Origin of the sequence: Pseudomonas sp. PD9R, assembly GCF_019200975.1 — a bacterium.
Taxonomy (GTDB): domain Bacteria; phylum Pseudomonadota; class Gammaproteobacteria; order Pseudomonadales; family Pseudomonadaceae; genus Aquipseudomonas.
This window is the reverse complement of sequence record NZ_JAHTMR010000008.1, coordinates 160,688-184,287: the sequence shown is the minus strand read 5'-3', so window position 1 is coordinate 184,287 and position 23,600 is coordinate 160,688. Positions and strand designations below refer to the sequence as shown.

General features: G+C 59.1%; 19 protein-coding genes. 13 read left to right on the top strand and 6 right to left on the bottom strand.

Annotated features, from left to right (window positions below; all coding sequences use genetic code 11):
• Nucleotides 1-28 precede the first annotated feature (28 nt).
• Entirely contained in the window at nucleotides 29-1,234 is a 1,206-nt protein-coding gene (locus KUF73_RS17440) for an ISL3 family transposase (RefSeq protein ID WP_218439300.1), read from the top strand.
• A 248-nt stretch (nucleotides 1,235-1,482) separates the two neighbouring features.
• Entirely contained in the window at nucleotides 1,483-1,818 is a 336-nt protein-coding gene (locus KUF73_RS17435) for a hypothetical protein (RefSeq protein WP_218439299.1), read from the top strand.
• A gap of 78 nt (nucleotides 1,819-1,896) precedes the next feature.
• On the opposite strand, the gene KUF73_RS17430 is transcribed toward KUF73_RS17435, so the two are convergent.
• Complete coding sequence (locus KUF73_RS17430) at nucleotides 1,897-2,235, bottom strand: FKBP-type peptidyl-prolyl cis-trans isomerase (protein WP_218439298.1); 339 nt, start codon at nucleotides 2,233-2,235, stop codon at nucleotides 1,897-1,899.
• 180 nt (nucleotides 2,236-2,415) lie between these two features.
• Between KUF73_RS17430 and KUF73_RS17425 the strand changes: the two genes are divergently transcribed.
• The 3 genes from KUF73_RS17425 (at nucleotide 2,416) to KUF73_RS17415 (ending at nucleotide 5,753) form a co-directional block, all read left to right on the top strand.
• Complete coding sequence (locus tag KUF73_RS17425; RefSeq protein WP_218439297.1) at nucleotides 2,416-3,489, top strand: sensor domain-containing diguanylate cyclase; 1,074 nt, start codon at nucleotides 2,416-2,418, stop codon at nucleotides 3,487-3,489.
• A gap of 174 nt (nucleotides 3,490-3,663) precedes the next feature.
• A complete protein-coding gene (locus KUF73_RS17420) occupies nucleotides 3,664-4,956 on the top strand; it encodes an MFS transporter (RefSeq protein ID WP_218439296.1) in 1,293 nt (430 codons plus the stop codon).
• Between the two features lie 20 nt (nucleotides 4,957-4,976).
• On the top strand, nucleotides 4,977-5,753 hold the full coding sequence (locus KUF73_RS17415) for a substrate-binding domain-containing protein (RefSeq protein ID WP_218439295.1): 777 nt from the start codon (nucleotides 4,977-4,979) through the stop codon (nucleotides 5,751-5,753).
• Here KUF73_RS17415 and KUF73_RS17410 read toward each other — a convergent pair.
• Nucleotides 5,743-6,657 carry a LysR family transcriptional regulator gene (locus KUF73_RS17410; protein ID WP_218439294.1) on the bottom strand — a complete coding sequence of 305 codons (915 nt, stop codon included), beginning with the start codon at nucleotides 6,655-6,657 and terminating at the stop codon, nucleotides 5,743-5,745. The genes KUF73_RS17415 and KUF73_RS17410 overlap by 11 nt on opposite strands.
• A gap of 172 nt (nucleotides 6,658-6,829) precedes the next feature.
• Here KUF73_RS17410 and KUF73_RS17405 point away from each other — a divergent pair, with 172 nt between their 5' ends.
• Together KUF73_RS17405 and KUF73_RS17400 are read left to right on the top strand one after the other, a co-directional pair.
• On the top strand, nucleotides 6,830-8,638 hold the full coding sequence (locus KUF73_RS17405; protein ID WP_218439293.1) for a monovalent cation:proton antiporter-2 (CPA2) family protein: 1,809 nt from the start codon (nucleotides 6,830-6,832) through the stop codon (nucleotides 8,636-8,638).
• Nucleotides 8,639-8,742: 104 nt separating this feature from the next.
• Nucleotides 8,743-9,843, top strand: a complete 1,101-nt coding sequence (locus KUF73_RS17400; RefSeq protein WP_218439292.1) for a DNA alkylation repair protein — start codon at nucleotides 8,743-8,745, stop codon at nucleotides 9,841-9,843.
• A gap of 107 nt (nucleotides 9,844-9,950) precedes the next feature.
• Here KUF73_RS17400 and KUF73_RS17395 read toward each other — a convergent pair whose 3' ends face one another.
• Nucleotides 9,951-10,853, bottom strand: a complete 903-nt coding sequence (locus tag KUF73_RS17395) for a LysR family transcriptional regulator (protein WP_218439291.1) — start codon at nucleotides 10,851-10,853, stop codon at nucleotides 9,951-9,953.
• Nucleotides 10,854-10,973: 120 nt separating this feature from the next.
• Between KUF73_RS17395 and KUF73_RS17390 the strand changes: the two genes are divergently transcribed.
• The 3 genes from KUF73_RS17390 (at nucleotide 10,974) to lldD (ending at nucleotide 16,168) form a co-directional block, all read left to right on the top strand.
• A complete protein-coding gene (locus KUF73_RS17390) occupies nucleotides 10,974-12,620 on the top strand; it encodes a GMC family oxidoreductase (protein ID WP_218439290.1) in 1,647 nt (548 codons plus the stop codon).
• Between the two features lie 643 nt (nucleotides 12,621-13,263).
• A complete protein-coding gene (locus tag KUF73_RS17385) occupies nucleotides 13,264-14,886 on the top strand; it encodes an MFS transporter (RefSeq protein WP_218439289.1) in 1,623 nt (540 codons plus the stop codon).
• A 139-nt stretch (nucleotides 14,887-15,025) separates the two neighbouring features.
• On the top strand, nucleotides 15,026-16,168 hold the full coding sequence (lldD, locus tag KUF73_RS17380; RefSeq protein WP_218439288.1) for an FMN-dependent L-lactate dehydrogenase LldD: 1,143 nt from the start codon (nucleotides 15,026-15,028) through the stop codon (nucleotides 16,166-16,168).
• A gap of 52 nt (nucleotides 16,169-16,220) precedes the next feature.
• Here the strand turns inward: lldD and KUF73_RS17375 are convergent, their stop codons facing one another.
• Nucleotides 16,221-16,592, bottom strand: a complete 372-nt coding sequence (locus KUF73_RS17375; RefSeq protein WP_218439287.1) for a DUF427 domain-containing protein — start codon at nucleotides 16,590-16,592, stop codon at nucleotides 16,221-16,223.
• A gap of 227 nt (nucleotides 16,593-16,819) precedes the next feature.
• Here KUF73_RS17375 and KUF73_RS17370 point away from each other — a divergent pair, with 227 nt between their 5' ends.
• The 3 genes from KUF73_RS17370 to KUF73_RS17360 all read left to right on the top strand — a co-directional run bounded on the left by KUF73_RS17370 (nucleotide 16,820) and on the right by KUF73_RS17360 (nucleotide 20,341).
• Nucleotides 16,820-18,769, top strand: a complete 1,950-nt coding sequence (locus tag KUF73_RS17370) for a DNA topoisomerase III (RefSeq protein ID WP_218439286.1) — start codon at nucleotides 16,820-16,822, stop codon at nucleotides 18,767-18,769.
• Between the two features lie 164 nt (nucleotides 18,770-18,933).
• Nucleotides 18,934-19,455, top strand: a complete 522-nt coding sequence (locus KUF73_RS17365; RefSeq protein ID WP_218439285.1) for a GNAT family N-acetyltransferase — start codon at nucleotides 18,934-18,936, stop codon at nucleotides 19,453-19,455.
• Nucleotides 19,456-20,011: 556 nt separating this feature from the next.
• Nucleotides 20,012-20,341 carry a hypothetical protein gene (locus tag KUF73_RS17360; protein WP_218439284.1) on the top strand — a complete coding sequence of 110 codons (330 nt, stop codon included), beginning with the start codon at nucleotides 20,012-20,014 and terminating at the stop codon, nucleotides 20,339-20,341.
• A 132-nt stretch (nucleotides 20,342-20,473) separates the two neighbouring features.
• On the opposite strand, the gene KUF73_RS17355 is transcribed toward KUF73_RS17360, so the two are convergent.
• Nucleotides 20,474-21,976, bottom strand: coding sequence for an aldehyde dehydrogenase family protein (locus tag KUF73_RS17355; RefSeq protein ID WP_218439283.1), 1,503 nt, complete (start codon nucleotides 21,974-21,976; stop codon nucleotides 20,474-20,476).
• 61 nt (nucleotides 21,977-22,037) lie between these two features.
• The gene (gene gorA / locus KUF73_RS17350; RefSeq protein ID WP_218439282.1) at nucleotides 22,038-23,396 is read right to left on the bottom strand and encodes a glutathione-disulfide reductase; all 1,359 of its coding nucleotides are present in this window, start codon (nucleotides 23,394-23,396) and stop codon (nucleotides 22,038-22,040) included.
• Between the last annotated feature and the right edge of the window lie 204 nt (nucleotides 23,397-23,600).

Sequence of the window (23,600 nt, the reverse complement as noted above, 5' to 3'; positions counted from 1 at the left end):
CAAACACATCTAACAAACCGGCGTTCTTATGCGCGATATTAATACTTTCCTTCCGTTTTGGGAGGGCTTTTCTGTCGTCACGATCAAGCCTGATGGTGACGCCCTCCAGATTGATCTGACACCCCACGCCACCCGATTTCCTTCCTGTGGCGGGTGCCAAAAACCCTGTTCAACCACGCATGAGTATTGCGAGCGAGTCATTCGCGATTTACCCATTCTCGGTCGTGCGGTGCGCCTGAGCGTTTTACTCCGGCGCGTTGATTGCCGCGATTGCGGCAAACGCATGGAGGCCGTCAGTTGGCTGGATCGCTATGCCCGTATGACACGACGTCTGGCAGAGGCGGTCATTCAAGCCTGTGAACGCCTTCCAACGTTGCACGTGGCGCAGATGTTTGGGCTGCATTGGGAGACCGTTCGGTTGCTGGAGCGTCGAGCCTTGCAAGCCGCATTGAGCATTTTGCCAAAGGCGCAACCGAGACGTTTGGTGATGGACGAGTTCGCACTGTTCAAAGGTCATCGTTATGCCAGCGTTGTCCTGGATGCGGATACACGGCGGGTGCTGTGGATCGGCGAAGGCCGCAGCCGGGCGGCCGTCAGGCCATTTTTCGAAGAGCTGGGGCCAGAGGGTTGCGCTCGCATCGAAGCGGTAGCGATGGACATGAACACCGCTTTTGATCTGGAGGTTCGTCAGCACTGCCCACAAGCACGCGTGGTCTACGACCTGTTCCATGTGGTGGCCAAATATGGCCGAGAGGTGATTGATCGGGTGCGCGTCGACGAAGCCAATCGACTGCGTCATGACAAACCGGCCCGAAAGGTCATCAAGCAGGCGCGATGGCTGCTTCTGCGTAATCCGCAGAACCTGAAAACACCGGAACAACAGGTTCGCCTGGAGGATCTGCTGGCGGCTAACCAGGCATTGATGACGATCTATTTAATGAAGGCTGAACTCAAAACGCTCTGGACGCCGAGTACTGCCTGGAGCTGGAGAACGGCATGGAAGCAATGGCTGCGCCATGCTCATGAAAGCGAAATACCTGCTCTGATCCAGTTTGCCAAACGGCTAAAGGCTTACTGGCGGGGCATCGTGAGTCGGGTTCGCTGGCCGATGCACACCGGTCAGTTGGAAGGAATAAACAATCGAATAAAGGTCATCAAGCGGATGGCGTACGGTTACCGGGATAGCGAATTCTTTTTCATGAAGATCAAGAGCGTCTTTCCCGGCAATCCGTGATGAACCAAAAGTAAGGGCCCCACCAATGGACAGGAAGCACTGGAGAACTCAATTCAGGTGAAACCTACATCACCACGCAGAATTGGCGTCGATCCAGAAACAAATGAGTTTATTGTCTTTGACCGTACCGGAGGAGATGTCTACCACGGCCACGTCAGGCCATGGGACAAACTCCACCAAGATATGAAAAACGCGCTAATTAAGGCTAAGAAAGTAGACAACAAGGGCAATACTGCGGGAGTAAAGAAGTGAGCCTGCTCTATCAAGATCCATCAAAAAGCCACGATGAAGCGGCGGAGCTCCTTGCCAGCGGCGTGGACGAAAATGTAATTGCGGGGTTGGCTTCTATCGGTCTGAATGAAGAAGATAGGACTTGGGCTCAAAATACTTGCCTGAAGTACCTCGCCAGTGAGAATGCGTCGGTTGCAGCGTCCGCCGTGACCGCTCTTGGTCACATCGCTCGCAGGCACAGCGAATTGGATCGGGAGACGGTCCTTCCGGCACTCGAAATGGTGAAAAGAAAATTTCCTTTCCTGGAAGGAACTATTGCGGACACGCTTGACGATATTGACGCGTTCACCTGATTCGTCGAGTGGTCCGTATCGGAAATTGTGGCGGGGCTTACCACTCGCCACGTTAGCCCCAGTACTGCTCTCTCCTATTCAATCATCCCGCGTCAGCACTTCCAGCAATTCAATCTCGAATATCAGGTTCGAGTTCGGCGTGATCTTGCCCATGGTGCGTTCGCCATAGGCCAAATGCGCCGGCACCAGCAACTTGCGTTTGCCGCCGACCTGCATGCCCATGATGCCCTGATCCCAGCCCTTGATGACCCGCCCGGTGCCGATCACGCACTGGAACGGTTTGCCGCGGCTGTAGGATGAGTCGAATTCGGTGCCGTCTTCCAGCCAGCCGCGGTACTGGGTGGTGATCAGTGCGCCTTTGACAGCGGCTTTTCCGTCACCCACCTGGAGATCGATTACCTGAAGATCGTCATTCATTACTTTCACTCGTATGCTGAGTGCCCGAAGGCTTGATGGGCGCCGTTTTCCCAGATTTGCCCTCGATTGGCAACCTTTGCGCTCGCTAGCCGAAGGTTTGCAACTGTTGCCGAAGTTACCTGAACTACCCTAACCAACATCTACCCCTACGGTTAGCGATGCCATGATGGCTATTCCTGAATGAGTTTGCTTTGGGCAAGCGCTGCTCTTGGCTTGGTCGTGCTCACGCTGATCATCGTGCTGATATGGCGCGAGCGCGCATTGCGCAGGCAACTGGCCGAGTATCGCGAAATCATCAATAGCCTCTCCGAAGGCCGGAACATCCAACAGGACGGTGATGCCGAGCGTTTCAAACGCAGCCAGTACTTCGCCCGTATCGGCACCTGGGACTGGGATGTCGACACCGACCGGCTCTACTGGTCGGACGCGATCTACGGCATGTTCGGGTTCAAAATTGGCGAAGTGACCCCCTCTTACGCGCTGTTTTGCGCGTGCGTGCACCCGGACGACCGGGCCAGAGTCCGGGCTGGCGAGTTGCGGTGCCTGGAAACCGGCGAAAACCACGACGAGGAATATCGCGTGGTCTGGCCCGACGGCACCCTCCGCTGGCTGCGGGAAACCGGCAACGTGGTCAGGAACAACCGTGACGAAACCATCAAGATGATGGGCGTGGTGCGCGACATCACCGAAGAAAAAGCCTCTGCCAGTTATCTGCGGCACCTCGCCCATTTTGACCCGTTGACCGGTTTGCCCAACCGGCTGGTGCTCGAAGAGCGCCTGGCCGAGGCGCTGGAACAGGCGCGCGTCAGCGCGACAAGGGTGGCGCTGGTGTTTGTCGATCTGAACGGTTTCAAGGCGATCAACGATCATTACGGTCACGCGGCCGGCGACCGCGTCCTGATCACCACCGCAACCCGGCTCAAACACATACTGCGCGGCACCGACACGGTCGCGCGAATCGGCGGCGATGAATTCGTGGTCATCCTTCAGGGCCTGCCCCAAGGCAGTAGCCTGCAGGATGAGGCCCGCAGCATCTGCCAGAAGATCTTCATCGAACTCTCGCCGCCCGTGACCATCGGCAACGACCAACGCCACATCGGCACCAGCCTGGGCGTCGCGGTATTCCCCGACCATGCGCCGAGCATGGACCGGCTGATTCACATTGCCGATTTGGCAATGTATGAGGCGAAACGCAGCGGGAATAATCAGTATCGGCTGGGCGGACAGGTGTTGGGCCATAGTCGGGTTGAATGAGACACCACGATGTCGGTAACTGATCGGCCAAGCCCACATTGATCCGCTTTGCACATCAATACATGCCAAAAACGCACTTATCATATCAATCCCCCTGCTCCACTATCCGCCCCAATAAGAACCGTGCGCTGTGTCCAGGCAGAGCACGTCATAACAGCGGTGGAGTACTTATCTATGACAGCCTCAATTCCGCGTGGACGCTCCCGCGCCAGCGCGATTTTCCGGGTCACCTCGGGCAACTTCCTCGAACAGTTCGACTTCTTCCTCTTCGGCTTCTACGCCACGCAGATCGCGGCCGTGTTCTTCCCGGCCAGCAGCGAGTTCGCGTCGCTGATGATGACTTTTGCGGTCTTCGGTGCAGGCTTTCTGATGCGTCCATTGGGTGCGGTGGTACTGGGCGCATACATCGATGACGTGGGCCGGCGCAAAGGGCTGATCGTCACCTTGTCGATCATGGCCAGCGGCACGATTTTGATCGTGTTGGTGCCCGGCTACGAAACCATCGGGCTGTTCGCTCCTGCCCTGGTGTTGATCGGCCGGTTGCTGCAAGGCTTCTCGGCCGGTGCGGAATTGGGCGGTGTCTCGGTGTATCTCTCGGAGATCGCCACGCCAGGCAACAAAGGCTTTTTCACCAGTTGGCAGTCGGCCAGCCAGCAAGTGGCGATCGTGGTGGCCGCCGCGTTGGGCTACGGTTTGAACCAATGGATGGCGCCCGCCATGATTGCCGACTGGGGCTGGCGGATTCCGTTTTTCGTCGGTTGCATGATCGTGCCGTTCATCTTCTTGCTGCGCCGCAACCTTGAAGAAACCGAAGAATTTTCGACCCGTACACACCGCCCGAGCATGGGCGAGGTGTTCCGCACGCTCGCGCAAAACTGGGTGATCGTGTTCGCCGGCATGATGATGGTCGCCCTGACCACCACGGCGTTTTACCTGATCACCGTGTACGCGCCCACCTTCGGCAAAACCGTGCTGCACCTGAGCACGTCCGATGCGCTGCTGGTGACTTTACTGGTAGGCGTTTCAAACTTTTTCTGGCTGCCGCTGGGTGGCGCATTGTCCGATCGTATTGGTCGCCGCCCAGTCTTGATCACCATGGCTTTGCTGGCGTTGGCCTCGACCTATCCGGCGCTGTCGTATCTGGTGCAGGCACCGAGCTTCATCAACATGCTATTGGTGTTGCTGTGGCTGTCGTTCATTTATGGCTTGTACAACGGCGCGATGATTGCGGCGCTCACAGAAATCATGCCGGTAGAGGTGCGAGTCGCAGGTTTCTCACTGGCCTATAGCCTCGCCACCGCAGTGTTTGGCGGTTTCACCCCGGCAATGTCGACCTTGCTGATTCAGTACAGCGGCGACAAGGCTGCGCCCGGCTACTGGATGAGTTTCGCAGCGCTCTGTGCGTTGTGCGCAACGCTGTATCTGTATCGCCGCACCAGCGGTCGCCTGCAACCGGTTATGTCGTAAACCTTTTCGAGAACGCGCCCATGAAAAAGCTATTCAACGTTGCGGCCCTGAGCCTGCTGGTCAGCCTTGGCCCGAGTGCTGTCGCCCAGGCTGAAGAGATCCGTGTGATGACCTCCGGTGGTTTCACCGCAGCCTACAAAGTCCTCGGCCCGAAATTCGCCGCCTCCACCGGCAATACCCTCGACACGGCCCTCGGCCCGTCGATGGGCAAAGCCCCGGAAGCAATCCCTAATCGCCTGGCACGCGGTGAACACGCCGACGTGGTGATCATGGTCGGCTACGCGCTGGACGACCTGATCAAGCAAGGCAAAGTCGACCCGGCATCTCGCGTGGAACTGGCGGATTCACGTATCGGCCTGGTGGTGCGCGAGGGTGCGCCGAAGCCGGACATCAGCTCGGTCGACGGCTTGAAGAAAACCTTGCTCGACGCCAAATCGGTGGCTTATTCCGACAGCGCCAGTGGCGTGTACATCGAGCAGCAGCTGTTCAAACGCCTGGGCATCGAAGACCAGCTCAAGCCCAAGTCGACCATGGTGCCGAAAATCCCCGTGGGTTCGGTGGTTGCTACCGGCGACTATCAACTGGGCTTCCAGCAGGTCAGCGAATTACTGCCAGTGCCGGGGGTGAGTTTTGTGGCGAAGATTCCGGAGTCGGTGCAGTCGGTCACTCGTTTCGCCGCTGGAATTCCGGTAGGTGCACAACACCCGGCCGAAGCCAAGGCCCTGCTGGAATACATGGCTTCGGCACAGGCTCAGCCGGATGTGAAAGCCACCGGCCTGGACTCGGTCAGTCACTGACTGCAGGTTGCTGGACTTTCATTTCCACCACCAGGCGTTCCAGTTCCAGTGCCGCCGGGGTCAGGGTTCGGCCCCGGCGCTTGATCAAACCGACGCTGCGTATCACCTGCGGATCGGTCAGCGGCACCCGCGTCAGGATCGGGTGATCCGCTGCCGGCATCGCCATCAATGGCACCGCAGCCACGCCCAACCCCGCCTCCACCAGACCGATCATGGTCGTCACATGCCGGGTTTCACAGATGCTCGGTCGCAGCGGCACCACGCGGGTCAGCGCCTGATCCAGCAGAAAACGGTTGCCCGACGTCTTGTCCAGCGAGATGTAATCCTGCTGATAGAACTCATCCCACGTCACGCTAGTGCGCCCGGCCAACGGATGATCGCGTCGGCAAGCCACCACATAGCTTTCCTGCACCAGCGGCTCGAAATCTACTTCGGCCTCCAGGGTGCCCATGAAACTCAGGCCGAAATCCGCCTCGCCATTGACCACCGCGCTCAGCACTTCATGGGCGCTGGAATCGAGCACTTTTACCTTGATTCGCGGAAATTGCCGGTGGTAGTGCGCGATCACTCGCGGCATGAAGTAATAGGCCGCCGACGGCACACAAGCGACGGTGACGTGGCCGAGCCGGGTTGAAGCAACTTCGCTGATGCCCAGCAACGCCACGTCCAGATCATCCAGCAGGCGCTCGACACTGGGCATGAAACCGCGTCCGGCCTGGGTCAGGCTGACCTTGCGCGTGGTGCGCTCGAACAACCGCACGCCGAGGGCGTCTTCGAGTTTTTCGATACGCCGGCTCAAGGCTGGTTGCGAAATACGCACGGTGTCGGCGGCCTTGCGGAAACTGCCCTGCTCGACCACCGCACGGAAGGCTTGCAGGTCGTTGAGGTCGAAGTTGATGGCCATGGCGGGTGCTCGGATGTGGATCAGATTGATGCGCCTATTCTATGAATGTAACCAATTGATGCAAAATATTTGTCATCTGTTAGGCAACATCAATGCATGTGAAAGGCTGACTCCGCCCTTACCACCCTTTATCCTTGTCATCCCCGCCGTACCCAGTTGATGGAGTTCCCCCATGCCCCACGAAGGCAACCTATTGCAAGCCGCTGTCGTATTTCTGCTCGCGGCGGTGCTCATCGTTCCCTTGGCCAAGCGTCTGCAACTGGGGGCAGTGCTGGGATATCTGTTTGCCGGGGTGATCATTGGCCCTTCAGTGCTGGGACTGGTCGGTAATCCGCAAAGCGTCGCCCACATCTCGGAACTCGGCGTGGTGCTGCTGCTGTTCATTATCGGTCTGGAGTTATCGCCCCGACGCTTGTGGGTGATGCGCAAATCGGTGTTCGGCGTCGGTTTGGCCCAGGTGTTGTTGACCGGTTCGGTGATTGGCGTAGTGGCGCTGTTCGTGTTTGGGCAGTCGCTGAACAGCGCGATCGTATTGGGTTTGGGTCTGGCCCTGTCGTCCACCGCGTTTGGCCTGCAAAGCCTGGCTGAACGCAAGGAGCTGACCAGCCCCCACGGGCGACTGGCCTTCGCGATCCTGCTGTTCCAGGACATCGCCGCGATCCCGTTGATTGCCATGGTGCCGCTGTTGGCTGGCGTCGATCACAACACCAGCACCGCGGAAGACGTGAACCACGGACTGCGGGTGCTCGCCAGCATTGCCGTGGTGGTGGTCGGCGGGCGTTATCTGCTGCGCCCGGTGTTCCGCGTAGTGGCCAAATCCGGTTTGCCTGAAGTGTCTACCGCCACCGCGTTGCTGGTCGTGATCGGCACGGCATGGCTGATGAATCTGGTCGGTGTGTCCATGGCGCTCGGCGCCTTTCTCGCCGGCCTGCTGCTGGCGGATTCCGAGTACCGTCATGAACTGGAAGCACAGATAGAGCCGTTCAAGGGCCTGTTGCTGGGGTTGTTTTTCATGAGCGTCGGCATGGGCGCGAACCTGAGCCTGCTGCTGAGCGCCCCCGTCGCGGTGTTGGGCCTGACTTTGCTGCTGATCGCCATCAAGTTGCCTTTGCTGTTTGTCGTGGGCCGACTGGCCGGAGGCCTGGGCAAAGTCAGCGCGATTCGTCTCGGCATTGTCCTGGCGGCCGGTGGTGAGTTTGCTTTTGTGGTGTTCAAGATTGGCCGCGATCAGGGCCTGTTCGAACCGCGTCTCTACGACTTGCTGGTGCTGACCATCACCCTGTCCATGGCGCTCACGCCGCTGTTGCTACTGATTTGCGCACGATTGGTCAGCCCTAAAGTGCAACCCGTAGTGGTGCCGGAGAAATTTCGCGACATCGACACCGACGCCCCCCGCGTAGTGATCGCCGGCATGGGCCGGATGGGCCAGATCGTCGCGCGTATCCTGCGGGCGCAAAACATCAAGTTCGTCGCCCTCGATACGTCGGTGGAAACCATCGAACTGTCCCGCAGCTTCGGCGGCGTGCCGGTGTTCTACGGCGATCCGATGCGCCCGGAAATCCTGAGTGCGGCCAAGGTCGAGCAAGCCGAGTTTTTCGTGATTGCCACCGACGACCCGGACACCAACATCAAGACCGCCGAACTGGTGCGCAAGCTCTACCCGGAGATGAAAATCATCGCCCGTGCCCGTAACCGGCAGCATGTGCATCGGCTGATGGATGTCGGCGCAGTGGCGATCCGGGAAACCTTTTATTCGAGCCTGGAAATGAGCCGGCAAACACTGATCGGCCTGGGATTGACCCAGGCGCAAGCAGATGCACGGATCAAGCGCTTCAAACATCACGACGAACAGGTGCTCGAAGCCCAGCACGCGATCTACGACGATGCGGCGAAAGTGCTGCAGACAGCGCAGGAAGCACGGGCGGAACTGGCGCGGTTGTTTGAGTCGGATGAGTTGGAAGAAAACGCGAAAAAGAAATGAGTGCGGTGTTGCCCCGAAAAGATCGCAGCCTTCGGCAGCTCCTACAGGAGTAAGCGATCTTTTGATCTTTTCCAAATCGTTATCAAATTTTGAATGGAGTCCAAATGGCTGCTGAACAATCCGCCCCCGCCCTCAAGGACATCTTCAACGTCGAACGCCTGCAGCACATCGCCACCGAGATGACCGCGGTCTACCCGGCGTTCGATGCCAAGGCATTCCTGAAACTGGCAAAAATCGGCCTGGCGAACCTTTCGGTAATGCAACGCATGGCCCGCGTCAGCGAGTGCCTGCACGCGGTACTGCCGCTCGATTATGAAGCGTCGCTGGAGGTGTTGCGTGCCCTCGCCCCCCGCCTGAACAGCGGCTTCGTCAGCATGTGCCTGCCGCATTACGTCGCAACTTACGGCGCCGAGCGCTTTGACCTGTCCATGGACGCGCTCAAGTACTTCACTGCCTTTGGCTCTTCAGAGTTCGCCATCCGCCCTTTCCTGCGCAGCGATATCGAGCGCTCGCTAAAGCAGATGCACGACTGGTCGCTGGACGACAACGAACACGTCCGACGTCTGGCCAGCGAAGGTTGCCGGCCACGCCTGCCGTGGTCGTTTCGCCTGGAACAGGTCCAGGCCGACCCGCGCCTGGCCGCCAATATCCTCGACAATCTCAAGGCCGACCCTAGCCTTTACGTGCGCAAATCCGTAGCGAACCACCTCAACGACATCACCAAGGATCATCCCGAGTGGGTGCTGGAACTGATTGAGGGTTGGTCGCTGGAGAACAAACACACCGCGTGGATCGCCAAGCATGCCCTGCGCAGCCTGATCAAACAGGGCAATCAGCGGGCACTGGCCGTCATTGGTGCGGGCGGCAAGCCTGAAGTCGAGATCAACGACGTGCAGGTCAATCCGCCAGTAATTGGCCTGGGAGAGAAGATCACCTTGTCTTTTGCAGTCAAATCGACGGTGGACGCCAGTCAACGCCTGGTGATCGACTATGCCATCGACTACGTGAAAGCCAACGGCAGCACCTCGGCGAAGGTGTTCAAACTCAAGGCCCTGACGCTTGCCGGCAAGGCCACCGAGTCCATCGCCCGCGGGCAGCACATCAAGGAACTCACCACTCGCCGGCATTACGCGGGCAAGCATGCCATGCACATCCTGGTAAACGGCGAACGGCTGGCCAGCACGTCCTTCGAGATCCTCCCTTGAAACACCACCCCCTGTAGGAGCTGCCGCAGGCTGCGATCTTTTGATTTTGTTTTTTAAGATCAAAAGATCGCAGCCTGCGGCAGCTCCTACAGGGATGAGGTTTGCTGTTAAATCACGTGTGTGTTCGGGCCAAGCAATAGATCCTGCTCGTGCTCGCAAAGCTCCACCACGTAATCCCACATCACCCGCAGCCGTACGGATTTGTGCAGCTCGCGGCGGGTGCTGATCCAGTAGCTGCGCAGGATGCTTTCCTCCGGAAAAAGTGGCACCAGCCCCGGATCGGAATTAGCCATGTAGCACGGCAACACGGCAATGCCCAGGCCCGCACGCGCCGCCTGTTGCTGGGCGATGACGCTGGTGCTGTGGAACACCACTCGGGGGTTGCGACAGAAACTGTTGAGGAACATCAACTCCTGACTGAACAGCAAATCGTCGACGTAACCGATCCAGGCATGTCGCCCCAGGTCTTCGCGACTGCGCAGCGCTGGCGAACGGTCGAGGTAGTCCTGACTGGCATAGAGCGCCAACCGATAATCGGTGAGTTTGCGCGTGACCAGCATGTCGGCTGACGGACGTTCGAGGTGGATGCTGATTTCCGCTTCGCGGTTGAGAATGCTGACGAAACGCGGCACCGCCACCAACTCCACTTCCAGCCCCGGATAACGTTCGAACAAGCCGTTCATGCGACAGGCGAGAAACATGATGCCCAGCCCTTCCGTTACCCCGACGCGAATCTTGCCCAGCGGAGCCGTGGACTGAGTGATTTCCTCCTGGGCCAGCAGCGCGACGTTTTCCATGGCTTCGGCGTGTTTAAGCAGCGCTTCACCCGCCGGGGTCATTTCATAACCCTGGGCATGCTGCACGAACAGTGCGGTGCCGAGGCTCTTTTCAATGGCCTCGATGTGCCGCGCCACGGTGGCGTGGGTGGTGTTCAAACGGCGGGCCGCCGTCAGCAAACGCCCGCTACGCTGCAACTCGAGAAAAAACCGCAGGTCATTCCAGTCAAACATGTTTCATCCTTGGGTGCAGGTGTTTAAAAACGCACAGCAGCTGGGTAAAAACTAACATTCTTTTACCGAAAGCTAACAACTAGGATGACCGACAACAAGAACAACAAGATGAGGTCAGGGATGCCATCTTCCCTTGATGAATACGACTACATCGTGGTCGGGGCCGGGCCGGCCGGTTGTTTGCTGGCCAATCGGCTGTCGGCCAACCCGCAACACCGCGTGCTGCTGCTAGAAGCCGGCGGTCGCGATAACTATGCGTGGATTCACATTCCCGTCGGTTACCTGTTCTGCATCGGCAACCCGCGCACTGACTGGTGCTTCAAGACCGAAGCGCAAACCGGCCTGCAGGGCCGCACCCTGAGCTACCCGCGCGGCAAAGTGCTGGGGGGCTGTTCCTCGATCAACGGCATGATCTACATGCGCGGCCAGGCCGGCGACTATGACGGCTGGGCGGCTGACGGCAATCCAGGCTGGAACTGGCAAGACGTGTTGCCGCTGTTCAAGAAAAGTGAAAATCACTTTGCCGGCGATTCGCCGTTTCACAGCGGTGCCGGCGAATGGCGGGTCGAACGCCAGCGTCTGTCATGGCCGATTCTCGATGCCTTCCGCAGCGCCGCCGAACAGAGTGGCATCGCCAGCATTGATGACTTCAACCAGGGCGACAACGAAGGGTGTGGCTACTTTCAGGTCAATCAGAAGGCCGGCATTCGCTGGAATGCGGCCAAAGCGTTTCTCAAGCCGATCCGCCATCGGCCCAACCTGGCCGTATTGACCGGCGTCGAAGTTGACCGCGTGCTGCTGGAAAACGGTCGCGCCTCGGCGGTTAGCGCCCGTTGGCAAGATCAGCCCAAGGCCTTCAAGGCGCGCAAGGAAATTGTCTTGTGCGCAGGCTCCGTCGGTTCACCGAGCATCCTGCAACGGTCGGGGATTGGCCCTCGTCCATTGCTGAAACGGCTGGGCATCGGCGTCGTTCATGAGCTGACCGGCGTTGGCGCGAATTTGCAGGATCACCTGCAACTGCGGCTGATCTACAAACTGGAAAACGCCCGCACCCTGAATCAGATCGCCGGCAGCCTGTGGGGCAAGATGGGCATGGGCCTGCGTTACCTGTACGACCGCAGCGGGCCGCTATCGATGGCGCCAAGTCAGCTCGGTGCTTTTGCCCGTTCCGGGCCGGAGCAGACGTCGGCGAATCTTGAGTACCATGTGCAGCCGCTTTCGCTGGAGCGCTTCGGCGAACCATTGCACGCTTTCCCGGCGTTCACCGCGTCAGTCTGCGACTTGCGCCCGCAAAGCCGTGGCCGCGTGGAAATTCGCTCGGCCAATCCGCAGGAAGCACCGCTGATTCAACCCAATTATTTGAGCCATCCAGAAGACTTGCGCGTCGCTGCCGATGCCATTCGCCTGACCCGGCGCATCGTCGCCGCACCCGCGCTGAAGGCGTTCAAACCGGTCGAATACCTGCCCGGCGACAACCTGCAAAGCGAGGAAGATCTACACGAAGCCGCCGCACGGATCGGCACCACCATTTTCCATCCGGTCGGCACCTGCCGCATGGGCAACGACGCCGACGCGGTAGTCGATGCCGAACTGCGCGTGCACGGCATCCCGGGGCTGCGTATTGCCGACGCTTCGATCATGCCGCGCATCACTTCGGGCAACACCTGTTCGCCTACGCTGATGATCGCGGAGAAAGCCGCGCAAATGATCCTCACCCCCACCACAAGGAGCATCACCCCAGGAATGGAACGCTTCACAATCGCCTGAATCACACCGGTAGGAGCTGTCGAGTGCAACGAGGCTGCGATCTTTTTATCTTGAAAAAGAAAAATCAAAAGATCGCAGCCTGCGGCAGCTCCTGCAGAGGATTTTTGTTCGACGCGGTCAATGTAGGAGCTGGCGCAGCCTGCGATCCTTTGGCGCCTTCAACGGCTTAGGATCGAGATCAAAAGATCGCAGCCTGCGGCAGCTCCTACAGGGGGTTTTTGTTCGACGCGGTCAATGTAGGAGCTGGCGCAGCCTGCGATCTTTTGGCGCCTTCAACGGCTTAGGATCGAGATCAAAAGATCGCAGCCTGCGGCAGCTCCTACAGAGGATTTTTGTTCGACGTGGTCAATGTAGGAGCTGGCGCAGCCTGCGATCTTTTGGCGCCTTCAACGGCTTAGGATCGAGATCAAAAGATCGCAGCCTGCGGCAGCTCCTGCAGAGGATTTTTGTTCGACGCGGTCAATGTAGGAGCTGGCGCAGCCTGCGATCTTTTGCTCTTGAAAAAGAAAAATCAAAAGATCGCAGCCTGCGGCAGCTCCTGCAGGGAATGGTTACACCCGATGCATGGAAAGTAGCGGCACTCGCCCACAAGGCAGTTGCCGACAGTGGAACAACAAAAACAATCACTGTGAGGGATACCGATATGTCAGAACATGTTCAGCCACTGGAAGCCGTGCGTAGCGCGGGCACCAGCCGGGAAACCCAGAAAGTCATCTTCGCCTCGTCGCTCGGAACGGTCTTCGAATGGTATGACTTCTTCCTCTACGGCGCCCTCGCGGCGGTGATCAGCAAGCAGTTCTTCGCCGGGGTCAACGACACCACGGCGTTCATCTTCGCACTGATGGCCTTTGCCGCCGGCTTCATCGTGAGGCCGTTCGGCGCTCTGGTATTCGGTCGGCTGGGGGACATGATCGGACGTAAATACACCTTCCTCGCCACCATTATTCTCATGGGGCTTGCGACCTTCTGCGTCGGTTTGCTGCCGACCTACGCGAGCATCGGCATTGCCGCGCCGATCATCCTGGTGCTGTTGCGCATGCTTCAAGGCCTGGCCCTGGGCGGGGAATACGGCGGTGCGGCGACTTACGTGGCGGAGCACGCGCCCATCGGCAAACGCGGTTTCCACACCAGCTGGATTCAGTCCACCGCCACCCTCGGCCTGTTGCTGTCGCTGCTGGTGGTACTTGGTTGCCGTTACTTCACCGGTGACCAGTTCGAAGTGTGGGGCTGGCGGATTCCGTTCCTGTTTTCGATCATTCTGCTGGGTATCTCGACCTGGATTCGCCTGAGCCTGCACGAGTCGCCGGCCTTCGTGAAAATGAAAGAGGAAGGCAAACTCTGCAAATCTCCGATCCGCGATTCCTTCGGCAAATGGGAAAACCTCAAAGTCGTATTGATCGCCCTGTTCAGCATCAATGCCGGGCAAGCCGTGACCTTCTACGCGGCGCAGTTCTACGTTCTGTTCTTCCTCACCCAGTTCCTGAAAATGGACCCGGCCGTGGCCAACGGTTTGCTGATCGTCAGCGTGACCATCGGCGCGCCGTTCTTCATCTTTTTCGGCTGGCTGTCGGACAAGGTCGGGCGTAAACCGGTGCTGATGCTCGGCCTGTTGCTGGCCACTGCGCTATATTTTCCGATCTTCAAGACTCTGGCCCACTACGCCAACCCGGCAATCGACCTCGCCAGCCGTCAGGCACCGATCACGGTACTGGCGGACCCAGCCACTTGCACGTTCCAGTTCGACCCGGTGGGCAAGGCGAAATTTGATAGCCCGTGCGACAAGGTCAAAACCTTCCTGGTCAAACAGGGCCTGCCTTACAGCAGTGCCGTTGCACCCGCTGGCAGCGCCGTGCAGGTGAGCGTCGGCGACGTGAAGATCGATGGTTTCGACGAAGCCGCACTGCGCGGCGCCGTGACCCTCGCCGGCTACCCGCAACAGGCCGACATGCAGCAGATCAACAAACCGATGATCGTGGCGCTGATTGTCGCACTGATCATCATCTCCGCCATGTGCTACGGCCCGCTGGCAGCGCTGATGGTCGAACTGTTCCCGACCCGCATCCGCTACACCTCGATGTCCCTCCCCTACCACATCGGCAACGGCTGGTTCGGTGGTTTCCTGCCGACAGTGTCGTTTGCCTTGGTGGTGTACACCGGGGACATTTTCTACGGCCTGTGGTACCCGGTGCTGATTACCGGGGTGAGTCTGGTCGTGGGGATGATCTGCCTGCGTGAAACCCGCAACGTAGACCTCGACAAAAACTGACAGCCAGCTCACATGCTGGATATTGTAGGAGCGAGCTCGCTCGCGAAGGTCTCAAGAGCGCTGTGTTTAGCCCGAAGACGCGCGCTATTGTTAACAACCATCGCGAGCAAGCTCGCTCCTACATCGACCGAGGCACCGCATGATCATTTCTTCTGCATCCGACTATCGCGAGGCAGCACGTCGCAAACTTCCGCGTTTCCTGTTCGACTACATCGATGGCGGCGCTTATGCAGAACATACGCTGAGGGCCAACAGCGCCGACCTCACGGGCATCAGCCTGCGCCAACGCATTTTGAAAAACGTCGAAACCTTGAGTCTGGAAACCACCCTCTTCGATCAAAGACTCTCGATGCCGATCATCCTGGCGCCGGTAGGACTGACGGGCATGTTCGCCCGTCGCGGTGAAGTGCAAGCGGTCAGAGCGGCGCAAAACAAAGGCATTCCGTTGTGCCTTTCAACGGTGTCGGTGTGTTCGATCGAGGAGGTCTCGGCGCAAAGCGAACAATCGATCTGGTTCCAGCTGTATGTGTTGAAGGACCGCGGCTTCATGAAAAATGCCCTGGAGCGCGCAAAAGCCGCCGGGGTCAAGAACCTGGTGTTTACCGTCGACATGCCCACACCGGGTGCCCGATACCGGGATGCTCACTCGGGTATGTCCGGGCCCTTCGCGTCATCGCGGCGAATTCTGCAGGCCATGACCCGGCCCGACTGGGCCTTCAACGTCGGGGTCATGGGGCGTCCGCACGATCTCGGGAACATTTCGAAGTACCTGGGTAAAGCGGTCACGCTCGAAGACTACATGGGCTGGCTCGCCAACAACTTCGACCCGTCAATCAGTTGGAGCGATCTGGAGTGGATTCGTGACTTCTGGCAAGGCCCGATGATCATCAAAGGCATCCTCGACCCCCAGGATGCCAAGGACGCGGTCAGTTTTGGCGCGGACGGGATTGTCGTGTCGAACCACGGCGGCAGGCAACTGGACGGCGTGCTCTCCACCACCAAGGCGTTGCCGCCGATCATGCAAGCGATCGGCAATGACCTGACGGTGCTGGTCGATTCGGGTATCCGCTCGGGGCTGGACGTGGTGCGCATGTTGGCGCTGGGGGCAAAAGGCGTATTGCTGGGGCGCTCCATGGCCTACGCATTGGCTGCCGACGGTCAACGCGGGGTGGAAAACATGCTGGATATTTTCGCCAGGGAAATGCGCGTGGCCATGACCTTGACCGGGGTGACATCAATCAACCAGATTGATGAAAGCACGCTGGTACAAGGGCTTCGCTGATTAAAAAAGCCCCAACACCCAGAGGTGATTGGGGCTGTCTGGAGCAGGATCTTCAGACTTCCGCATCGAGTAGCTCAAACTTGACTTGATCAGGGTAGAACGCCATATAGCCGCGGATCTGATCCACCGATATCTTCGGACTTTCATAGCTCCATACCGCATTGGCACCCTCGTGCCCCGGTACTTGCAGGCTGAAGTAGCTCGCATCGCCCTTGTAAGGGCAATAACTGGTGTGATCGGTGCGCGCAAAATACTGCTCGTCGATGTCCTCGCGTGGGACGTAATAAACCGGCGGGTAATTGGCCTCCAGCAACACTAGCGCCCGTGCGGACGCAGCCACCTGGATGCCGTGAAATTTGATTAGCAGGCAGCCGGGCTGCTCCGCGATGGTGATGACTTGGGGGGGACCGGAGCTTTTTGTCATGGAAAACGTTCCTCATGATGCTGATGGCCGCAGTGGTCTATTCAGGTATAACCCATGTTCCGTATTCGCGACTGCTGCGCAGCCGAACGGAGGCCCCTTTGCGCAACGCATCATTGCCTTGCGCGCCTCGACACACAAAGCTGTACATCCATACAGATAAAGATTGCCCCCGCGCGCATCACCGGCCATTCTGTGCACCTTCCGGACACTGATTGACGATGGTGGTTATGCGGCTGTACCTCTGTGAAAAACCTTCCCAGGCCAAAGACATTGCGGCCGTGCTCGGCGCCAAACGACGCGGCGATGGCTGTTGGCTGGGTACGGACGTCACGGTGACCTGGTGCATCGGCCACCTGCTGGAAACCGCGCCTCCAGATGCGTATGACGCGCGCTACAAGCGTTGGGTGCTGGCAGATCTGCCGATCATCCCGGACAAATGGAAAATGACCGTCAAACCACGCACGGCCAGCCAGTACAAAGCGGTCAAACGACTGCTCGGCGAGGCCGATGAGCTGGTCATCGCAACCGACGCCGACCGTGAAGGCGAGATGATTGCCCGAGAACTGGTGGAGCATTGCCGTTATCGCGGGCCAATCCGCCGCTTGTGGCTGTCGGCGCTGGACGATGCCTCCATCCGCAAGGCCCTTGCCGCACTCAAGCCGGGAGCCGAAACCTTCAGCCTGTACCATTCGGCACTGGGTCGTTCCCGGGCCGATTGGCTGATCGGCATGAACATGAGCCGTCTCTTCACCCTGCTGGGGCGTCAATCCGGGTATCAGGGCGTATTGCCAGTCGGTCGCGTGCAAACGCCGACCCTGCGGCTGGTGGTGGATCGCGACCGTAGCATCGCCGACTTCGTCCCGGTCGCCTATTGGGCCATCGATGTGCAACTGCTGCACGACCGCACCGCGTTCACCGCCCATTGGCGAGCGGCCTCCGACGTGTGCGACGACCAGGATCGCTGCCTGAATCAGGCGCTGGCCGGACAAGCAGCGGCGGCAATGGCGGGTGCGGCGAGCGCCAGGGTGATCAAATTGCGCACCGAACGCATGCGCGAAGTGGCGCCGCTGCCGTTTGACCTGGGCACCTTGCAGGAAGTCTGCTCGAAGAAGCTCGGGCTCGGCGCCCAGGAAACCCTCGACATCGCCCAAGCCCTCTACGAAACCCATAAAGTCATCACCTACCCGCGCAGTGACTGCGGCTACCTGCCTGTCAGCCAGCACAGCGAAGCGCCGGGTATTCTCGCAGCGTTGCGCCAGGCCGATCCGGCGCTGAACGCCTTGCACGATCACCTGGAACCCCAACGCCGCTCACGGGCCTGGAACGATGCCAAGGTCAGTGCGCACCACGGCATCATTCCTACCGCTGCGGCGAAAAACCTCGATCGATTGGTCGGCAAGCAGCGCGCGGTGTACACCCTGATCCGCGCGCGGTATCTGGCGCAGTTCCTGCCCAATCACGAATACGACCGCACCCAGGCCGATTTCGATTGCGCCGGTGAAGCCTTGCGCGCCGTCGGCAAGCAGATCATCGAGCCGGGCTGGAAACGTGCGTTGCCCGAAGCGCTTGCCCCGGCCAAGGGCCGCGAAGCCCCGGCCCCGCAAACCCTGCCGAACCTCAGGGAAGGAATGGATTGCGCCGTGGCTGACGTGCTGCTCAAAGACCTCTGGACGCAACCGCCAAAACCCTTCACCGAGGGCGATCTGATCAAGGCAATGAAGAACGTTGCCAAACTGGTGGACGATCCGCTGCTCAAACAAAAGCTCAAGGACACCACCGGCATTGGTACTGAAGCCACCCGTGCCTCGATCATCCAGGGCCTGCTCGATCGAGGTTACCTGATCAAGAACGGCAAGGCACTGGCCGCCACCCCGGCCGCTTTCAGCTTGATCGATGCGGTCCCGCGCGCGATTGCCGATCCGGGCACTACAGCCATCTGGGAGCAGGCGCTGGACATGGTTCAGAGCGGGGAAATGAGCCTGGAAGAATTCGTCACCAAACAAGCCGCGTGGATGAGTAAACAAGTCAGCCGTTGCGCCGGCCTGAGCCTGACCATCAGCGGCCCGGCAAGCCCTGCCGGTCGTGGCACCACGCCGTGGAAAAACAAACGCAAGCCAGCCAAACGCAAACCATCGACTGGCGGTAAGCGCACGGCAAAACCGACGATCAAGGCGTGAAGGTAACACCACCCCTGTGGCGAGGGAGCTTGCTCCCGCTGGGGCGCGAAGCGGCCCCCTTATCCCCAACTGCTGCACCATCCAGCGGGAGCAAGCGCCCTCGCCACAAGTCATTTGTCGTTCGAACTATTCTTGACTGACCAGGCCATCAGGAAGCAGCCAGCATGCCCTCGATAGAATTGCACCCTGCACAGCGCGACGACCTGGAAACCATTGAATGCCTGATGCAGTTCTACACCTATGACTTCAGCGAGTGGTTGCCACTGAACCTGGGTGAACATGGTTTTTTCAACATCGTGCCACTCACGGAATACTGGCGAGCGCCCGCAACCCGGCCGTTTCTGATCAGGGTAGACGGAGAACTGGCCGGTTTCGTAACCGTTGATGCTGAAACCCATCTACCCGGCGCCCAGCACAACATTGGCTACCTGTTTGTCAGCAGACGCTTTCGTGGCCAGGGTGTCGCGAAGTTTGTGGTTTCCACCCTCTTGAGCCAGTTCCGCGGTCAATGGCAAATTTTCCATATCGAGGCGAATCAACCGGCACGGTTGTTCTGGGCTGCCGTAATCCCTGAACTATCGGGCGATGACTTCACCCAGCACAACCTGTCAATCGGCGGTTTTCCGTGCACGGTCTACCGCTTTAAAAGATCGCAGACTTCGGCAGCTCCTACACCCATCCTGTAGGAGCTGCCGCAGGCTACGATCCTGGCGATCTCTAAGACAGCGCGGTCCCCCTTTCCTAATGCCAAATCAGCTTTGTCCGACAATATGTAGTGCCTGAAAATAATCACTACAAAACCGTTGACGCCTTCGATTTGCCCTTGCATGATGCAGACGTCTCCCCGATCGGGAGTACACGCAACACGCTTGAGCAAGCTCGTCTGACCGCCGAGCTGTTTTTTCCGGATACACGCTGCCCACAAGGCAGATTGAAGAAGCTGACCTGGCCAGAACGTCCAGTACAAGGACCAGAAGCGCTAGCGATCCATCCTCATGAAGCTTGTGGCCGACCCTGAAAACGTCGGCAGTGGCCTGAAGGTTATCGCTGCTTCTCTTCGTTGTGACGCTATTGCGTAGCAGTTATTCAACACGACTACATGCAACAGATGCGGGACCCCGCCGATGACGGCGAACGACTGCTGACGTCCTGGTTTCGGTGCCAGGGATCAACTAACCGATGGGCTACTTGTATTAGCGAATCAACTTTGAAAGATCACCAAATGGTCAAGGGGGCTTTATCATGAATCTGAACAATCAACCAACTATCGAAGAACTGGCTCGTATGTTCGCTGCGCAAAAAGACAGCCATGACAGCCATATCCTGTGGATCAGCAAGTCGGGCCAGGTTCATATCGACTGCCTGGCGCCACATGCCCACGAATCGGAATTTGACCAGAACAACCAGAACCTGCTGGCCCGGCTGAAGATGTACCGTCGCGGCCATGGCTACGTCGGCAAGAAAGCCGCAGCCGACAAGGACTTCATCGGTAATGTTCTGCAAACGCTGAAACAGGCCTGGGACTCGATGCAGAACCAGAACGAAGTTCGGGTGATTGACCGGTTCTACTAATTAAATGCGTCATTACTGACTCACCTATAAAAAGGGCCTGCTCCCAATAAGGAGCAGGCCCTTTTTTATGCCTGACTTTCCAGATACTACATACCCTTTGTAGGAGCGAGCCTGCTCGCTCCTACAGGTTTTTCAGCGTTTAACGCCCAGATCGGTTTGGGTCATGCGACTACGGATGGTGAATACACCATCTCCCGAGAGAATCGCGCTACGCGCAAACAGGCGCCCGCTCTCCCAGTTCGACAGGCCCAGTTCCGGTTTATTGAGTGCGTACTGGCCGTCGACCCAACGGGTGATCCCGTTACCGACAAAAGGCGCGTTGACCGCGTTGTAGAAACGCTCCTGAGTCTGCGCATCTTCACTGAGCAGCGACACCGTGAATTGCGGGCTGTAGCGGTTGAACAAAGCGATGGCGCTGTCCAGGTCGTCGACGATATTCAGGCTGACTTCCGGGGTCTCTTCCCACTCCCACTCGCGGCCCAGTTGAGCTTCCGGCAGTGGCTCCGCCAATGCTTCGGTCTGGTAGCCTTCGGCGCGATAGACCTCAACGGTCGCAGATTGCCAATCTGCCGGCAGGAACGACTCGCTGCCCTCGACGATGTGCAACTTGCAGCCCTGGCCCCGTGCCTTGCCGGCCTGCTGCAAAGCGTCGAGAAACAGCGGCACCAGTTCGGCAGCGCGGTCGCGGTGGATCAAGCAGACGTTCAGGGTGTTGCAGACTTTGCGGTCGAGGGAGTTGCGCACCACGGCGGCAAAACGCGTGGCATCGGCGTCAGCGTGGGCGATCAGCCAGGCACCACCGGTGCCGTGCAGGCTGACGGCGGTGCCGGCTTGTTGTGCGATGCTGCCGAGTTGGCTGACGGCGCGACCCGAACCACGGGCCACCGCCAGCGACAGACGTCGATCGGCGAACATCGCCCAACCGGCGGCGTGGTTGACGCTTTCCACCAACGACACCGCGCCGGTCGGCAACCCGGCATCGGCCAATGCCGGATTCAGTGCGTGTGTCACGATAGCCTGGGCGGTGCCCAACGCGTCGCTGCCAATGCGCAATACAGCCGTGTTGCCCGTGCGCAATACACCGGCGGCATCGGCGAAGACATTCGGCCGACCTTCGAAGACAAACGCAACGATGCCCAACGGCGATACCACTTGCTCGACTTTCCAGCCGTCGTGTTCGACACAGCTGACGACTTTGCCGCGCGTGGCGGAGGCGTCGCGCCAGGCGCGCAAGCCGGCAACCATGTCGCGGCGCATGCGCTCATCGGCCAGCAAACGCGTAGTCGAACGACCGCGAGCCTTGGCCCGTTCGATATCAGCCTGGTTCGCCGCTTCGATCAACGCCCAGCAGTCCGGGGTTTCCAGACGTTGGGCAAACACATCGAAGAAGGTGCTGATCGCCTGATCCGACACCGCTGACATCGCGGTAAATGCCGCTTCGGCACGTTCAATTGCCACGGCTGCCGCTTGCTGGTCAGCCACCGGGATCAACAACAACTCGCCGCTGACCTGTTCCACCAACAGGTGGTCCCCGGGCTGAAAGCGTGCCGCCAGTTCGGGGCTGACCACAGTGACACGATTACCGGCGAAAGGGATCGGCGTGCCAGCGACTAGACATTCGAGCGCAAGAGACATGAAGCGGTTTCACCATGCAATGGGCGGCCGGAAAATGTATAGGAAAAGCCGCCCACCGTCATCAGCCGCTCACCGGCGTGCGCAGGGTCACGAACTCTTCCGCCGACGTCGGGTGCACGCCTATGGTTTCATCGAACAGGCGCTTGGTGGCGCCAGCCTTGAGGGCAATCGCCAACCCTTGAATGATGTCGCCGGCATCCGGGCCGACCATATGCGCCCCCAGGACCCTGTCGGTCTGCGCATCCACCACCAGCTTCATCAAGGTCTGCTCCGACGACTCGGTGAGGGTCAGTTTCATCGGGCGGAAGCGGCTCTCGAACACCACCACGTCATGGCCTTGTTCCACTGCCTGCTCCTGGGTCAGACCCACGGTGCCGATGTTGGGCTGGCTGAACACTGCGGTCGGAATATGCCGGTAGTCCACTGGACGATACTGCTCGGGTTTGAACAGGCGACGGGCAACCGCCATCCCTTCTGCCGTTGCTACCGGAGTCAACTGCACCCTGCCGATCACATCGCCCAGCGCCAGGATCGACGGTTCGCGAGTCTCGAAATGTTCGTTGACGGCAATGTAGCCCGCCTCATTCAGCTCGACGCGGGTATTTTCCAGCCCCAGGTTGTCGAGCATTGGCCGCCGGCCCGTGGCGTAGAAAATGCTGTCGGCTTCCAGTTGCCGGCCATCCTTGAGCGTCGCCAGCAGGCTGCCATCTGCCTGTTTATCGATCCTGGCGATGTCCGTGTTGAACTCCAGTTGCAGGCCGCGTTTGGTCAGTTCCTCGGCCAGATGCGTGCGCACCGACTGGTCGAAGCCGCGCAGGAACAAGTCGCCGCGATACAACAGCCGCGTTTCGGCCCCCAAACCGTTGAAGATCCCGGCGAACTCGACAGCAATGTAGCCACCGCCCACCACCAATACCCGCTTGGGCAGTTGCGCCAGAAAGAACGCTTCGTTCGAGGTGATCGCGTGCTCACGACCCGGGATGTCCGGAATCTGTGGCCAACCGCCCGTTGCAAGCAAGATGCGTTCGGCGCTGAAACGCTGACCATTGATTTGCACATGGTGGGCATCGGTCAGCTGCGCGTGACCTTCGAGCAAGGTGACGCCGCTATTGAGCAGCAGGTTGCGATAAATACCGTTGAGGCGTTCGATCTCGCGGTTTTTGTTGGCGATCAGCGTTGCCCAATCGAACTGCGCCTTGCCGGCCGTCCAGCCAAAACCCTCGGCCTGTTCGAAGTCGTCGGCAAAATGAGCGCCGTAGACCAAGAGCTTTTTCGGCACACAGCCGACATTGACGCAGGTGCCGCCGAGGTAGCGGCTTTCGGCAACCGCTACCTTGGCGCCAAACCCGGCAGCAAATCGCGCCGCGCGCACGCCGCCGGAGCCGGCACCGATAACAAACAGATCGAAGTCGTAGGTCATTTCAATTCTCTGGTGAAGGCAGACATAAGGTGCGCGCGAGTCTGCGAGCTATCAAAACCGCGCATTGCTGATGCCATCAGTCTCGCTATGAAACCGGGATTGGAGAATGAGCACGGATGTCATGGCTTAATTGTGTGGGGTGAAACAATGCCGTAAGCCTCCCGGATGATGACGACCACCGGCGCGTTCGCGCCCATTCACACG

Excerpts from the sequence above, each read along its gene's own strand:
- KUF73_RS17440 (WP_218439300.1), top strand. The coding sequence starts at position 29 with ATGCGCGATATTAATACTTTCCTTCCGTTTTGGGAGGGCTTTTCTGTC.
- KUF73_RS17430 (WP_218439298.1), bottom strand. The coding sequence starts at position 2,235 with ATGAATGACGATCTTCAGGTAATCGATCTCCAGGTGGGTGACGGAAAA.
- KUF73_RS17425 (WP_218439297.1), top strand. The coding sequence starts at position 2,416 with ATGAGTTTGCTTTGGGCAAGCGCTGCTCTTGGCTTGGTCGTGCTCACG.
- KUF73_RS17420 (WP_218439296.1), top strand. The coding sequence starts at position 3,664 with ATGACAGCCTCAATTCCGCGTGGACGCTCCCGCGCCAGCGCGATTTTC.
- KUF73_RS17415 (WP_218439295.1), top strand. The coding sequence starts at position 4,977 with ATGAAAAAGCTATTCAACGTTGCGGCCCTGAGCCTGCTGGTCAGCCTT.
- KUF73_RS17410 (WP_218439294.1), bottom strand. The coding sequence starts at position 6,657 with ATGGCCATCAACTTCGACCTCAACGACCTGCAAGCCTTCCGTGCGGTG.
- KUF73_RS17405 (WP_218439293.1), top strand. The coding sequence starts at position 6,830 with ATGCCCCACGAAGGCAACCTATTGCAAGCCGCTGTCGTATTTCTGCTC.
- KUF73_RS17400 (WP_218439292.1), top strand. The coding sequence starts at position 8,743 with ATGGCTGCTGAACAATCCGCCCCCGCCCTCAAGGACATCTTCAACGTC.
- KUF73_RS17395 (WP_218439291.1), bottom strand. The coding sequence starts at position 10,853 with ATGTTTGACTGGAATGACCTGCGGTTTTTTCTCGAGTTGCAGCGTAGC.
- KUF73_RS17390 (WP_218439290.1), top strand. The coding sequence starts at position 10,974 with ATGCCATCTTCCCTTGATGAATACGACTACATCGTGGTCGGGGCCGGG.
- KUF73_RS17385 (WP_218439289.1), top strand. The coding sequence starts at position 13,264 with ATGTCAGAACATGTTCAGCCACTGGAAGCCGTGCGTAGCGCGGGCACC.
- lldD (WP_218439288.1), top strand. The coding sequence starts at position 15,026 with ATGATCATTTCTTCTGCATCCGACTATCGCGAGGCAGCACGTCGCAAA.
- KUF73_RS17375 (WP_218439287.1), bottom strand. The coding sequence starts at position 16,592 with ATGACAAAAAGCTCCGGTCCCCCCCAAGTCATCACCATCGCGGAGCAG.
- KUF73_RS17370 (WP_218439286.1), top strand. The coding sequence starts at position 16,820 with ATGCGGCTGTACCTCTGTGAAAAACCTTCCCAGGCCAAAGACATTGCG.
- KUF73_RS17365 (WP_218439285.1), top strand. The coding sequence starts at position 18,934 with ATGCCCTCGATAGAATTGCACCCTGCACAGCGCGACGACCTGGAAACC.
- KUF73_RS17360 (WP_218439284.1), top strand. The coding sequence starts at position 20,012 with ATGAATCTGAACAATCAACCAACTATCGAAGAACTGGCTCGTATGTTC.
- KUF73_RS17355 (WP_218439283.1), bottom strand. The coding sequence starts at position 21,976 with ATGTCTCTTGCGCTCGAATGTCTAGTCGCTGGCACGCCGATCCCTTTC.
- gorA (WP_218439282.1), bottom strand. The coding sequence starts at position 23,396 with ATGACCTACGACTTCGATCTGTTTGTTATCGGTGCCGGCTCCGGCGGC.